This window comes from Massilia pseudoviolaceinigra, from assembly GCF_030846505.1.
GTDB classification, from domain to species: domain Bacteria; phylum Pseudomonadota; class Gammaproteobacteria; order Burkholderiales; family Burkholderiaceae_D; genus Telluria_A; species Telluria_A violaceinigra.
The window spans coordinates 1-13,357 of record NZ_JAVCWL010000042.1 but is presented as its reverse complement, the minus strand read 5'-3'; the positions used below and the strand labels follow the sequence as shown (position 1 = coordinate 13,357).

At 62.2% G+C, this 13,357-nt stretch carries 8 protein-coding genes; 4 read left to right on the top strand and 4 right to left on the bottom strand.

What is annotated here, in order from left to right:
- Positions 1 to 3: 3 nt before the first annotated feature.
- The 4 genes from RBA40_RS29440 to RBA40_RS29425 all read right to left on the bottom strand — a co-directional run bounded on the left by RBA40_RS29440 (position 4) and on the right by RBA40_RS29425 (position 8,417).
- Positions 4 to 1,833: a type I secretion system permease/ATPase gene (locus RBA40_RS29440; RefSeq protein ID WP_306652117.1), complete on the bottom strand. Its 1,830-nt coding sequence runs from the start codon at positions 1,831 to 1,833 to the stop codon at positions 4 to 6.
- Positions 1,834 to 2,185: 352 nt separating this feature from the next.
- On the bottom strand, positions 2,186 to 6,451 hold the full coding sequence (locus RBA40_RS29435; RefSeq protein ID WP_306652116.1) for a DUF4214 domain-containing protein: 4,266 nt from the start codon (positions 6,449 to 6,451) through the stop codon (positions 2,186 to 2,188).
- A 209-nt stretch (positions 6,452 to 6,660) separates the two neighbouring features.
- Complete coding sequence (locus RBA40_RS29430; RefSeq protein WP_306652115.1) at positions 6,661 to 6,795, bottom strand: hypothetical protein; 135 nt, start codon at positions 6,793 to 6,795, stop codon at positions 6,661 to 6,663.
- A 284-nt stretch (positions 6,796 to 7,079) separates the two neighbouring features.
- Entirely contained in the window at positions 7,080 to 8,417 is a 1,338-nt protein-coding gene (locus RBA40_RS29425) for a FecR family protein (RefSeq protein ID WP_306652113.1), read from the bottom strand.
- A gap of 305 nt (positions 8,418 to 8,722) precedes the next feature.
- Here RBA40_RS29425 and RBA40_RS29420 point away from each other — a divergent pair, with 305 nt between their 5' ends.
- From RBA40_RS29420 to RBA40_RS29405, 4 genes are read left to right on the top strand one after another with little or no spacing between them, the layout of a single operon-like run.
- Complete coding sequence (locus tag RBA40_RS29420; RefSeq protein WP_306652111.1) at positions 8,723 to 10,540, top strand: CHASE2 domain-containing protein; 1,818 nt, start codon at positions 8,723 to 8,725, stop codon at positions 10,538 to 10,540.
- Positions 10,537 to 11,916 carry a tetratricopeptide repeat protein gene (locus tag RBA40_RS29415; RefSeq protein ID WP_306652110.1) on the top strand — a complete coding sequence of 460 codons (1,380 nt, stop codon included), beginning with the start codon at positions 10,537 to 10,539 and terminating at the stop codon, positions 11,914 to 11,916. The genes RBA40_RS29420 and RBA40_RS29415 overlap by 4 nt, the downstream gene beginning before the upstream one ends.
- Complete coding sequence (locus RBA40_RS29410; RefSeq protein ID WP_306652109.1) at positions 11,879 to 12,322, top strand: VanZ family protein; 444 nt, start codon at positions 11,879 to 11,881, stop codon at positions 12,320 to 12,322. The genes RBA40_RS29415 and RBA40_RS29410 overlap by 38 nt, the downstream gene beginning before the upstream one ends.
- Positions 12,323 to 12,335: 13 nt before the next feature.
- Complete coding sequence (locus tag RBA40_RS29405) at positions 12,336 to 13,118, top strand: Crp/Fnr family transcriptional regulator (RefSeq protein ID WP_306652107.1); 783 nt, start codon at positions 12,336 to 12,338, stop codon at positions 13,116 to 13,118.
- The last annotated feature ends 239 nt before the right edge of the window (positions 13,119 to 13,357 follow it).

Sequence of the window (13,357 nt, the reverse complement as noted above, 5' to 3'; positions counted from 1 at the left end):
GGCTTATTCCTTTTCCGTTGATACCGCAGGGCCGCCAGCATTGAGCTGAGGCTGGGCCGACTGGCCTGGCTGCGGTGGCTGGCCCGGCGCGCCGCCTTGTTGTGCCTGCTGCTGGCGGGCCGCTGCTTGCTGCGCTTCAATAATTTTCTTGTTGGCTTCGTGGATCGCCTGCATGACCTGATTGGTCGGGCCGAACATTTGCACGGCGCCGTCACGCAGGACCAGCATCTTGGTCGAGGCGTTGATGGCGGCCGGACGGTGCGTGATCAGCACGATGGTCTTGCCGCGCTGGCGCAGTTCCTGCACGGCCATCATCAGGGCTTGCTCGCCCACTTCGTCCAGGTTCGAGTTCGGCTCGTCGAGCACCAGCAGGGACGGGTCGCCGTACATGGCGCGCGCCAGGCCGAGACGCTGCTTCTGGCCGCCGGACAGGCCGGCACCGCCGTCGCCGAGCACGGTGTCGTAGCCGGACGACATCTTGAGGATCATTTCATGCACGCCGGCACGCTGGGCGGCCAGCACGACCTGCTCCGGTTCGATATTGCCGAAACGGGCGATGTTTTCGCTCACGGTGCCGCCGAACAGTTCGATATCCTGCGGCAGGTAACCCATGTGCGGGCCCAGCTCATCCTTGTTCCACTGATAGATATCCGCACCGTCCAGGCGAACCTTGCCGATCACGGCCGGCCACACGCCGACCAGCAGGCGCGCCAGGGTCGACTTGCCCGAACCGCTGGGGCCGATCACGGCCAGCACATCGCCCGGCTCGACGCCGAAACTGACGCTCTTCAGGACCGGCGTGGCGGCGCCCGGAGGACCGGCGGTGATGTTATCGATCTGCAGGTGGCCGGTTGGCTTCGGCAGGCTCATGTTTTCTTTGCGCTCTTCGTTCTCTTCCAGCAGCGTTTCCAGGCGTTCATACGAACTGCGCACGCCGGCAAACGATTTCCACACGCCGATCACTTGCTGGACCGGCTGCATGGCGCGCCCAACCAGGATCGAGGCGGCGATCATCATGCCCGGGGTCAACTTGCCTTCGATAACCAGCAAGGCGCCCAGGCCGAGGATCAGCGATTGCAGCGATACCTGGACAAACTTGGTGATGGCGCCGACGGTACCGGCCTTCTGGCTCGCTTCGGCCTGCAATTCCAGGAACTTGCTGTGCAGCTTGTACCAGCGTGCCTGCAGGTTCGGCAGCATGCCCATCGCTTCGATGACTTCGGCATTGCGCAGATTATTCGTGGCCATGTTGCCGGCCATGATGGAGGTGGTGCTCGCTTCGGCCAGCGGCTTGTGCGACACGCGTTCGTTAACCACGGCCAGGATCACCAGGATGGCGGTGCCTCCCAGCGCGAACCAGCCCAGTATCGGCTGGAAGAAGAAGATCACGATCAGGTAGATCGGGAACCATGGCGCGTCGAAGAAGGCGAACAGGGCGTTACCGGTCAGGAACTGGCGGATATTGGTCAGGTCGCTCAAGGCCTGGCCGGCATTGCCGCCGGCCTTTTTCAAGTTCTTTTCAAACGCGGCCGTGTACACGCGCTTGTTCATCTGCATGTCGAAGGCGGCGCCGACCCGCACCAGGATCAGGCTGCGCATCAGTTCCAGCGCGCTCATGAGCACGTAGGCGCCCAGCATCAGCAGGGTCAGCATGAGCAGGGTGATTTCGTTCTGGCTGGCCAGCACGCGGTCGTACACCTGCAGCATGTACAGGGACGGCACCAGCATCAGCAGGTTGGTGATGGCGCTGAACACGCCAACGGTATAGAAGGTGCTCTTGAACGTGAGCAGCGCTTGCCCAATTTCGTTCTTTTTATCGAGAAGTTTTTTCATTTGAGACCAGCACAATTCATTAGTAATTCACGAGGGACAGAGCGGACAGCGGCTGCTTCCCGATCCTGATGCGCGGGCTGCACGGGGCCGGTGAGGCGAACAACAGGGAACCGGGCGACAGGATGTCAAAAAAATCCGCTTGGAAATGTGATGTGGATCACAAGTTCAAAAGCTTAGCATAAGCAAGGTTTTAACACCAGAGAAGATTTATTGTGTGCAGTATCAAATTTGCAATGACGCCACGCACGAACGGCAGGCGGATAAAAAAAGGCCAGGCGGTGAGCCTGGCCTTTTGCGTGGCTTGAAAACGCAGGCCCGAAGGCCCGCGCTTCCTTGCTACAGGGACTAATTATTACATAACAACCAGCGAACCAGCACCGTAGGTGGTGTTGAAGTTGGCAACGCTGGTACCAACAGCGGTGTCATCTGCATTAACCAGACCGGTCAGGTGCAGGGTGGTGGTGGTGCCACCGTTGGTTGCGACCACATCGATGATGCCGTCGGCCAGGTTGGTGTTGACGATCGACAGGACGCTGCCGGTCACGAACTGGAACACGTCGAAATCGGCGTAGTTGGTCACGTTGGTCGTGTAGGTACCGGTAGCAACGCTGAACGTCACGTTACCAGCGCCCGCGTCGATCGAAGCGACTGCCGAGTTGATTGGGGTCGTAGCAGCACCCGAAACAACGATCGAACCAGCACCGAAGAAGGTGTTGAAAGCAGCGGTGTCAGCGATCGGATCGACGATTGGGTCAGCGATCGGGGTTTGCACCACGATGGTCTGAACGTTACCGCCGTTGGTCGCGGTCAGGGTCACTTCATTGTCGCCTGCGGCGCCGTCAGCAACAGTGACAACGGTACCAGCAGCGAATACGAACTTGTCGCCAGTAGCATAGTTGCTGACCGTCGAGGTGTACGTACCGTTGTTAGCGACGGTGATCGTGACGTTGTTGTTGTTACCAGCGTTGTAGCCGGTAGCACCAGTCATGGTGTAAGCAACAGCGGTCGGTGGAACGATCGCTGCAGGTACGCCACCAGCTGCGCCTTCGAGCAGGTAGTAGTTAGCTGCTTCGGAGTTGACGAAGTTAGCCTGGGTCAGCGAGTTCCACAGCGAAGTGCCTGCGGTGATCGTTTGAGCCAGATCGATGGTGCCAGCCTTGACGATGGTCGCGGTGTTTGCACCGATTGCATCGGCGATCTGGTACACGGTACCGATCGAGGTAACCGAATCAACAGCCACGTACACGTGGGTCTGGGCAGCGATGTTGTTAGCAGCGTACAGAGCCGAGATTGCGGTCTCGGTCAGTGCAACATTGATCGCGGTACCGATGGTGATCGACTTGTCGGTCGTCAGGGTATTGGTCAGCGTGGTGCCGCCCAGTGCCGTGAAGTCCAGGTGATCGATGCCAGCGCCGGTCACGTCGAAGTTGACGATCGTGTCGTTGCCGAATGCAGGAGCGTAGACAACGGTTTCGTTGTTCGACACAGCGAATTCGGTGCTCGTTGGAGCAGCCAGATCAACTGCGATGACTTCCTTGTTGCCCAGAACGATAACGTCATTACCCGTGCCGCCGGTGATGATGTTGTCGCTGATTGCAGCGCTTTCAGCGCCGGTCATTGCAACGAAGGTTGCTGGCAGAACTGGATCGAGCGCGGTAGCGAAGGCCGAGTTGTAATCGCCTTTGATGCCCAGAGCATTGATCGAATTCTGCATGGCAGTGTACACATTGGCGCCGTTAGCGTCAGCAACGATACCGTATGCCTTGGCAGCAGCGGTGATGTCAGCAGCCGACAGGCCGGTGGTTGGAGCAACCAGGGCGATCGACAGATCGGTGACAGCGTGCAGGCCATCGGTCAGCGCCGTGACGTGCAGTGCGTTCGATTCAGCATCGGTTGCGGACAGCAGCTTGCTCAGCACTGGATCCAGGTTGATCGCTTTTTTGATCGCCTGGTTGATGTCGAGGTCGGTTGCGGTGTAGGTGGTGCTGTTTGCCAGGGTGATCGTCGACACGATACCTTTGTACGTCACGTTCACTTTCGTGTTGTACAGGAAGTAGGTGTTGTTGAAGTCCGAACGGGTGTCGCTGACGAAACGGTCGGCGTCCAGGGTCAGTGCGACCTGGTCAACAGTGTTGAATACCCATGCTGCGTTGGTCGACGTTGCAACAGGCGTGGTCGAACCGTACACCAGAACATTCACAGGCTGACGGCCGGTGTTTTCGCTGTAGATGGTGTCGTCGCCTGCGCCGCCGGCGATGCGGGTGTCGCCATCGCCCAGTTTGCGGATGGTGTCGTTGCCGTCGCCGCCGCTGACGCTGATGTTGTTGTTCAGATCCTGGTTGTTAGCCCAGTTGGTGGTTGCGGTAACGCCGCCACCAGCAACAGCAGGAGCCACGCGCAGGGTCAGTGCATCGTTACCAGCGCCGCCGTTCAGGCCGAACGTGAAGTCTTCCAGGCCGCTTTCGATACGTGCACGGCTGCCAGCAACGGCTGCGTCCAGATCGACGATCATGGTGTCGTTGCCCGTGCCGCCGGTGTAGGTGAAGGCGATGTTGTCAACAGCAGCGTCAGCCTGGGTGTCGGCTTTGTTGACGTACTTGGCGATCGAACGGTCGGTCACGACAGCGGTGAAGCTCAGGTCGCCGCTCAGGGTCGAACCATCGATCAGGCGAACGTCATGGAAACCATACATGTCGCCATGCTGGCTGCCGCCGCGCTGGGAAACGGTACCAGGCATTGGGAAGTCGCTACGGGTGCCAACTGGGGTGCCGCCGGTTGGCAGGCCACCGATGGTGCCCAGAACAGCATCGACCAGCGGGGTCAGTGGGAACAGTGCGTTCGGGTTCAGAGCCGAGTTGATCAGGTTCTGGTTGCCGATGACCGACAGGTTACCTTTGGTAACGCCGTTGACCAGAACAACTTCTTCCAGCGCATTGTTGGTCGAGTTGATCGTTTGCAGCTTGCTGGTACGCTCAACGGTGATTTCGAAACGCTCAACGCCTTTCGAGTTCGAGGTGTCGCCAACCGACAGACCACCGATGACCAGATCGCCACCGTTCGAGCCACGGCCCACGTCGTCCAGAATGATGGTGCTGGTGACTTTGAACGCCTGGGTTGCAGGGGTGTCGGTCAGGATCGCGGTGTGCAGACCGGAGTTTGCTGGCACTGCGGCTTCAGCCAACCAGCCCGATTCGCTGTCGATGGCGATAACGCCGGCGCCTGGGTTGGTGATGTTGATTTCAGTACCGGTCTGTGGACGGCCCGACTGGGTATCGACAGCGGTAAAGGTAACGCCTTTGGTCACAACGAAGTTCTGGATGCCAGGAGTGTTGGCAACAGCGGCTTTCACTGCGGTGAACAGTTCGTCGTAGTTTTTAGCCTGGTCGATTTCTTGCGAGCGAACAACGATTGCCTTGCCGTCCAGTTTGAACGTGAAGCCGTTGTATGGATTGCTGGTCAGTGGTGGCAGCGACGCATCGGATGCGCGGGTGTCCATCAGTTGCAGACGCATCGTGGCGCCGCTCTGGGCAACAGGAGCTGCGCGCAGGGAGTGCTGGTCAAAATACAGGCCGAAATCGACGTTACCTGGATCGGTGCCAACCATGGCGATGGTGATGTCGCGGGTGATTTGCGAAGGGAGAATGCGGACATCTTCGATTTGCAGATCAGCGCGGCTGTCGCGGTCTTCCCAACGCAGAACGCCTACCATGTCCTGGGCATCGATTTGCGTCTTGCTGGTGCGCTCGGTGTTGTTGTCGGTGCTGTCACGCGAGATAGCTTGTGCGCGCAGAACAACGGTCTCAACGCTGGCCGTTTCGACGAGCATTGCGAAGTTGTTCGAATCGCCCAGGTCGGCACGCAGGGTGTCGTTGCCGCCGCCGCCGTTGATACGGTCGCCAGCTTGCAGGGTGTTGTCGTTGTTGGTGAACGTAGCGATGAAGCTGTCGTTCAGAGCGGTGCCAACCAGAGCATCTTTATTGATGGTCAGGTCCAGGCTCGAGCCAGGAACGGTGCCCAGCACCAGATTGGCGATGGTGCTGTTGACGGTCGACTGGTACACGGCGACGTCGGTGGTGGCGTTGACGTTAGCCAGCAGCTTGCGTGCTTCGGTAGCAGCGGCAGCGCCTTTGTAGGCGGTCACTTCGTTGTCGGTGTCGACAGCGGTGGTGAAGCCTTCAGCAACAGCAACTTTACGAGCGATAACAGCAGCGTCGGCACCGCCAACGATGTCGATTGCGCCGGTCATGATGGCGTGTGCTGCACCAGCTTTGGTGACTGCACCGGAATCGATCTGCTTGGTCCAGAAGGTCAGGCCGGCTTCCAGAGGAGCGCGGTTGAACAGGTTCTGGTAGATGGCGGTAACGAACTGGCTGGTGGTCGCGCCAGCGTACAGAGCCTGGGACTCGGCGCTGGTGCCGAAGCTGTTGATCAGCTCTTTAATAGCAACGTTGCCTTCTTTCGACGTGTAAGCCAGTTCCAGGCCGGAGGTCGAGGTAGGAGCATCCGCAGCCGCGAGCGCAGCAGTCATGGCTGCCAGACCAGCAGGGTCAGCCGGACGACCGAAATAGGAAATGTAAAGTTCTTGTGCTACTTTTGTGTACTCAGTTGCTGCGGCCATGATTGATCCTTTAAATGAATAGATATAACCAAATTTCTGCGGCTCGGGAGGGGTAGAAGTACCCCGCCAGACGCCTTTTTTGCAGAACAGGGAGTATATTGCCACATCGTGGGGCACAGGTTGTGACCGCCATCACAAATCACGGACTATTCGCACTTTTTTCCCGATTTTTTGGCTTTATATTTTGCTCTTGAACAAATTTTGCTGCTTTATTGTGCAACCAACGCTGCGCTGCCGCATTTTTGATGCGTTTCATTGCCCGCCCGCTTGCGGCGGATAATACGCGCGCCGCGCCGGCTTAAATCCCTCCGTTTTAAGACCGGATTAATAAGACGAATATCCATATGCGCTTTCCAGGCCTTCAAAAGGCACTCCACGCCCCGGGCGCGCGCCCGCACAGGCCGCGCGCCCTTGCCTTCGGCGCTCCCGCCCCAAAGCGTGTTCAATTACCACCCTTGTCCTTTGGAAACGATTATGTTTGACCCCACGTTTCTATAAGAGGATCTGCGAAATAAACAGCAAAAGAAAAGGCCGCCTTATCGGCGGCCTTGGAACTGATAATCGCGCAATTAATAAACGGGCGATCCGGATAATACGGAGGCGGGCATGATCGCGCCCTCCAGGAACGTCAGCGCGTCCACTGAGTAATGCCCTCGGCGGTCAGGTTCGGATCGTTGCGCGACTTGAAGATGAACGTCGCCGCAGTGCCCTTGTCGCCACTGAGGTAGCCGCGGATCAGCGAATTCGACACGGCCTGGTTGTACAGGTCGCCCTTGGAAAACACATCGCCCACGCCGGTCACTTTCATCTGCGTTTCCGGGCTGTAGACCATCATGCTGGTGACGAAGGTCTTCTTGCCGAAATCGACCTTGAGGCTGGCGTCGCCGATGGTGGCGCCCAACGCATCGCCGCCGGTGCGCTGCAGGGTCGCTTCGCCGCTCTGCAGGGCGAATGACGCCGTGCCTTCGGTCGGCAGTACCAGGTTGCTGGTCAGCTGCCTGCGCACCGCATACGCGCCCAGCACATAGCCCTGGTTATAGTCGGGATTGCTCAAGCGTTCGATGACGGCCGGGTCGGGCGGTGTATTGGCGATGCGCTCCCAACGGCCCCAGATGACTTCGGGGCCTTTCGGCACGTCCGGCACCGGTACCGGCACCACCACGGTCGGCTTCGGCGGCACGCCGGTGCCGCCGTTGTTGTTGTTGTTATTGTTGGCGTTGTTGGCCACCGCCGCCTTGGCGATCTGCTTGCTGTTGTCTTTCTGCGCATCGAGGCTGACCCCGGAGCCCGGCGTGGCCGGAACGGTGGTGGCGGCCTGGCCTGACGGCTCGTCCGGGCGTGGCGGGACGACTTTATCCGGATTGCTGGCCGGGCTGTTGAGCAGCTTGGGAATATTCTGCCCGCGCTCGACCTGCAGCAGCATGCCCCGCTGGCCGGCAAACAGTTCGCGGCTGGCGGTGCCTTCGCACGGTCCCCCGCCTTCCGGGCGGCAGGCGCCGGCAAAGCCGCTCACCACCACCCCGCCCGAGACCACGGCGATGCGCGAGGTCTGCTGGTCGGTGGAGACGATGAAATCGGTGCCGCGCACGCCGATGGCGGCCACCGGCGTATTGAAGCGGTAGTTCTGGCGCGACAGCTTGACGCCCTGGCCGGAAATGCTGCGCGCCACGCCGCTGAGCAGCTCGAGCTTGACGCGCGTGTTGGCCGGATTGGCGGCGTCGACCTTGTAGGCGATGATGCGCGCCTTGCTGTTCGGACGCAGGATCAGGAAGCCGCCGTCCACGGTCTTCATATAGACGTAGCCCTGGGCGCCGGTACTGAGCTCGTCGCCCTCCTGCACGGCGCTGTCGAGCACGGCGGCGCGGCTGGCCACCTGCACTTCGCCGGTCACGAACACGATGCGGCCCGCTTCGCCGGCAACGGCGTGGGGCAGCGCGGCGCACGATGCGGCGAACGCGACAGACATGAATCCAGCTCTGATAATTGATTGACTAAACATAAATTCTCCCTTACTAATTGAGATTATGCTCTCATCGCCCCACCGAAAACGTGTTCTGCGTCACATTTTTGCATCCCGATACAATTCTGCGACGTTCGTGCGACAAGCGTGACACCTGTTGCTCTGCATAATGTGTGCGCCGCGGGACATGCAGACACACTCCCGATGGCCTTGGCGCGCAACAGGCGCTATACTTGCAGCTATTTTACCTCGGCAACGTTTCTGTTTAAGCATCAGATGGCGCGGGGATACTTTCCACAGTACTGGTCAACTTGCGCCTACCTTCCGCCTCTTTTCTGCACCTGACCATCCCGCTCGCCGCCTTGCTGCTGGCCGCGTGGGCGCAGCTGCCGCGCGGCCCGTCGGCGCTCGACGCCGCCGACGAGTGGCTGCGCGACCGCTTCGTGGTGGCCCAGGCGGTCGATACCCTCGAGCCGCGCATCCTGGTGGTCGACATCGATGAAACCAGCCTGGCCGCCCATCCGTGGCCGTGGTCGCGTGGGCGCCTGGCCGACCTGGTCGAAACCCTGCTGGCCGACGGCGCGCGCGGCGTGGCGCTCGACATCATCCAGGGCGAGCCGGGCGAGCCCGGCGGCGACGCCCGCCTGGCCATGCTGGCGCAACAGGGGCCGGTGGTGCTGGCCCAGGTCTTCGACTACGAACAGCGCCCCCAGCCACTGCGTTTCGGCAAGCCCGCGGGCGGCAGCACGGCCGCCGCCGCTGCCGGCGCGGTGCCGGCCCATGGCTACATGGCCAACCACGCCGGCCTGGCCGCGGCCCCGCACGTGGGCAATATCGGGGTGCTGCCCGATCCCGACGGCGTGCTGCGCCGCGTCCCTATGTATACCTGGTTCGAAGGGCGGCGCTACCCGACCCTGGCGCGCGCCCTGCTCGACTGCTGCGGCGCGCCGCCAACAGTGGCCCCGGGCCCGCGCGAGGATGGCTTCGTGCGCGTGCCGTTTACCCGCTCGCTCGACGCTTATCTGGTGGCCAAGGCCGGCGACGTGCTGGCCGGGCGGGTGGAACCGTCGCTGGTGGCCGGGCGCCTGGTGCTGATCGGCTCGTCCTCGCTGAGCATCGGCGACCGCGTCGCCTCGCCCATGGGGCGCAACAGCGCCGGCCTGCTGGTGCACGCGGCCATGCTGACCACCCTGCTCGACCGCGACAGCGGCCTGGCGCCGGCACCCTGGCCCGGGCGCCTGCTGGCGGTCCTGTTCGCCGCCGCCGTGGCGGCCCTGGCCAGCCTGACCTTCGCGCGCCTGTCGGCCGCCTTCAACGTACTGATGCTGGGCGCCGCCGCGTTGGCCTGGCTGGCCCTGGCCTACGGCCTGAGCGCCCACGACGCCCATTTTTCCGTCAGCGGCCCGCTGCTGGCGATTCTGTTCCTGCTGGCCGTGGGCGTGCCGTTCCACTGGCAGCTGGCGCAGTCCGGCTCGCGCCGCCTGCTCGACACCATGCGCCGCTACGTGGCCGGCGAAGTGGTCGACGAACTGCTGCGCAGCGGCCTGAAAAACCCGCTGGCCCCGCGCAGCCTGCAGGTGACCACTCTGATCGCCGACATGCAGGGCTACACCACCCAGGTCGAATCGCTGCCGGTCGAAGAAGCGGCGCGCCTGACCACCGATTTCCTCGACTGCCTGACCCGCCCGGTGCTGGAACAGCGCGGCACGCTCGACAAATACACGGGCGACGGCCTGGTGGCCTTCTGGGGCGCGCCGATTCCCAACGACGAGCACGCCGACCTGGCACTCGACGCCGCCGCCCACATCCTGCGCGAAGTGACCATGCTGAGCCGGGCGCGGGTGCGCGCCGGCGGCCAGCCGCTGCGCGTGCGCATCGGCATCGAAAGCGGCCCGGCCATGGTGGGCGACTACGGCACCGCTTTCCGCAGCATCTATACAGCGGTCGGCGACAGCGTCAACACCGCCTCGCGCCTGGAACAGGCGGCGCGCGACTTCCCTCACGACGTCATCATCGGCGAAGGCACCGTGGCCTACGCCAAACGTCACCGTTTCATCAGCCTGGGACAACACACCCTGCGCGGCAAGGAGCACCCGATGCAGCTCTACACGCTGGAGGCGGCCGCATGAAGCGCACGCCATGGACCCTGCTGCTGGCCGGCGCCACCCTGTGCGCCGCCGCCCACGCCCAGCAGGCCGACCGGCCGGCCGCGTCCGCCGGCAATGAAGCGGCCAGCGCTGCCGTTCCCGAGACCGTTGCCGAGAGCGTTCCGCAGGCTGCCGCCGAGGCCAGCCCGGCGCCGTCCGACGCCAGCGCCGACGACAATGGCGCGGCGGCCGCGGCGGCTGCCGCCCAGGAAGAAAAACTCTACCTCGACGCCGTGCGCGCCCTCTCCGAAGGGCGGCCCGACGAAGCCACCGGCAAGCTCGAACGCTTGCTGGAGAAAAATTCACTGCACGCGGGAGCCTGGCTCGACTTGGCCATCAGCCATTGCTCGCTGGGCAACGAATCCGAGGCCGAGCGCATGTTCGAGCAGATCGAAACACGCTTCAACCCGCCGCCCGCGATCCGCGAGCTGATCGCCCACTACCGCAAGTCCGGCTGCAAGGGAGCGCAGGTGGCGCGGCGCGCCATGTCGTTCAAGCTCGGACGCGGCTACGACAGCAACGTCAACCAGGGTTCGAGCAACCGCTTCATCACCGTCGGCAGCGGCGACAAGCTGTCCCAGGTGGAACTTGGCCCCGATTCGCTGCCCAAGGGCGACCATTTCAACGTGCTCTCGGGCGACTTCAACCAGCCGCTCGGCAGCCGCGGCATGCTGCTCATCGCCCAGCTGCGTGCGCTGCGCCACAGCCGCGTCGACAGCCAGGACACCAGTTCGGGCTTGCTGGCGCTGGAAAAACCATGGAGCGCCGGCACCTGGACCGGACGCGCCACGGCCGCTTTCGGCCTGGTGCGTTTGGGCGGCGACCTGTATCAGCGCCAGGGCCAGGTGCTGCTGCGCGCCACGCCGCCGGTGGCGCTGGGCGAAGCGACCAGCTGGTCGCTCACGGCCGGCTACAGCGGGGCCGAGTATCCGACCCGCCGCTATTACGATTCGCACACGCTGGACCTGGGCAGTACCGTGGCCTGGAGCGCCAAACGCGCCAGCGTCGTGCTCGCGGCCGGCGTGCTGGCCGACCATGGCCGCGACACCCGTCCGGGCGGCGACCGCGCCGGCTGGTACGGCTCGGCCAATGTCTTCGGCGCGCTGGGCGACAAGGCCATCGGCGAAGTGGGCGTCAGCCGCCAGTCGTGGCGCAGCGATCATGCCTATTCGCCGGGCCTGATCGACACCACGCGGCGGCAGGACACCACCCAGCTGCGCGCCAGCCTGCAAGTGCCGGTCGGCACCCACAGCGCCCTGCAGCTGGAACTGCGGCGCACCTGGAACCGCGAGAACATTCCCCTGTTCCGGTACGACAGCCATGCGGTCCAGTTCAGCTGGCGCACCGACAACTGGTAAGATAACAGTCCAGCACGCTGCTGGCGGAACCGCGGGTGCAATCGCTGCCGGCGGTCCGACTGTTGATGTGGACTTTATGACTTGGGAATTGATCTTGTTTTTACTGGGCACGATTGCTATCGTGGCAGGCTGCCTGGTTCCGAACGAATGGCTGCCGCCTTTACCGAACGACAAACTGCTGCACTTTCTCGCCTTCGGCGTCCTCGCCCTTCTGCTGGCCCGCATGGTGCCCGGAGGATGGATCCTGCAAGTAAGCTTGCTGGGCCTGCTGCTGGCCGGGCTGCTGATCGAAATCCTGCAGGAATTGGTCCCCGGGCGGAAATTTTGCTGGCGCGACATGGCAGCCAATGCCGCCGGCATCGCCACGGTGGCGCTGTGCGCACCGCTGCTGCACGCCTATCAATGACGGAAGTATTTGCATGAGTACAGACAACAATAACATCGTGTCCGCGCCCAAGCATGGCGCGCCGGTCAGCGAGGCTGACGCCGGCTCGGTCATGCCGGTGCCCAAGGATTCGCAGAACAAGATCAGCTTTCAGATTCATCTGCGCAAGATTCCCCTGCTCGCCAACCTGAGCCAAGACGAAATGCGCCAGGTGATGACGGATTTGCGCATCCGCACCTATGCCAAGCGCGATGTGGTGCTGCAAAAAGGAGCCAGCGGCGACAGCCTGCTGTTCCTGCTGTCGGGCCAGCTGCAAGTGATCGACGTGACCGAGGATGGACGCGCGATCGGCTTGCGCATGCTCGCGCCGGGCGACTTCTTCGGCGAAATTGCCGTGATTAACGGCTCGACCCGCTCGGCGTCGGTGGTGGCGCTCAGTCCGGTGATGGTGGCCCTGCTGCCGCGCAACACGGCGCTGCATCTGTTTTCGCACTCGCCGTCGGTAGCCAATCACATGCTGCGCTTTCTGGCGGAAAAAGTGCAGCGCGATTCGCAGTTCCGCGCGCTGCTCAGCATTCACAACACCGCCAAGCGGATTTATACCTTCCTGGAACTGCTCAAGGAAAAGAAAGACGGCGATGTGGAAGTGGTGGAAAACCTGCCGACTCACCAGGATATCGCGAACATGATCAATACCAGCCGCGAGACCGTCACCCGCACCCTGCTGACCCTGGTGCAGCAGGGGATTATTGAAAAAGGCACGCACCGGCTGATCATTCTCGATCCGGCGGCCTTGCAGAAGCTGGCGCAGACGTAAGGGGCGCCAGCGCGGACGTCATGCGCGTCGGCATCGACCCGCCCGCCTGGTGTGATGCAGCGTGGGCATGCTCTTGCAACGGGAATAGCAGGAGGTGGAAAAATGAATGAAATAATTGCGACCTATTCAGCGCCGATGAATAGCTATCTTTGCAAGAACATCTCGGCGGAAGAATTTGAACAGGCATACTTCGACGCCTTTCTAGTGTGGTGAGTTAGAAATTTCTTGAATAATTTTCC

What these genes read in the sequence shown, in the direction of transcription:
- RBA40_RS29405 (WP_306652107.1), top strand. Translation starts at nt 12,336, where the DNA reads ATGAGTACAGACAACAATAACATCGTGTCCGCGCCCAAGCATGGCGCG.
- RBA40_RS29410 (WP_306652109.1), top strand. Translation starts at nt 11,879, where the DNA reads ATGCGGTCCAGTTCAGCTGGCGCACCGACAACTGGTAAGATAACAGTC.
- RBA40_RS29430 (WP_306652115.1), bottom strand. Translation starts at nt 6,795, where the DNA reads ATGGATATTCGTCTTATTAATCCGGTCTTAAAACGGAGGGATTTAAGC.
- RBA40_RS29425 (WP_306652113.1), bottom strand. Translation starts at nt 8,417, where the DNA reads ATGTCTGTCGCGTTCGCCGCATCGTGCGCCGCGCTGCCCCACGCCGTT.
- RBA40_RS29435 (WP_306652116.1), bottom strand. Translation starts at nt 6,451, where the DNA reads ATGGCCGCAGCAACTGAGTACACAAAAGTAGCACAAGAACTTTACATT.
- RBA40_RS29440 (WP_306652117.1), bottom strand. Translation starts at nt 1,833, where the DNA reads ATGAAAAAACTTCTCGATAAAAAGAACGAAATTGGGCAAGCGCTGCTC.
- RBA40_RS29415 (WP_306652110.1), top strand. Translation starts at nt 10,537, where the DNA reads ATGAAGCGCACGCCATGGACCCTGCTGCTGGCCGGCGCCACCCTGTGC.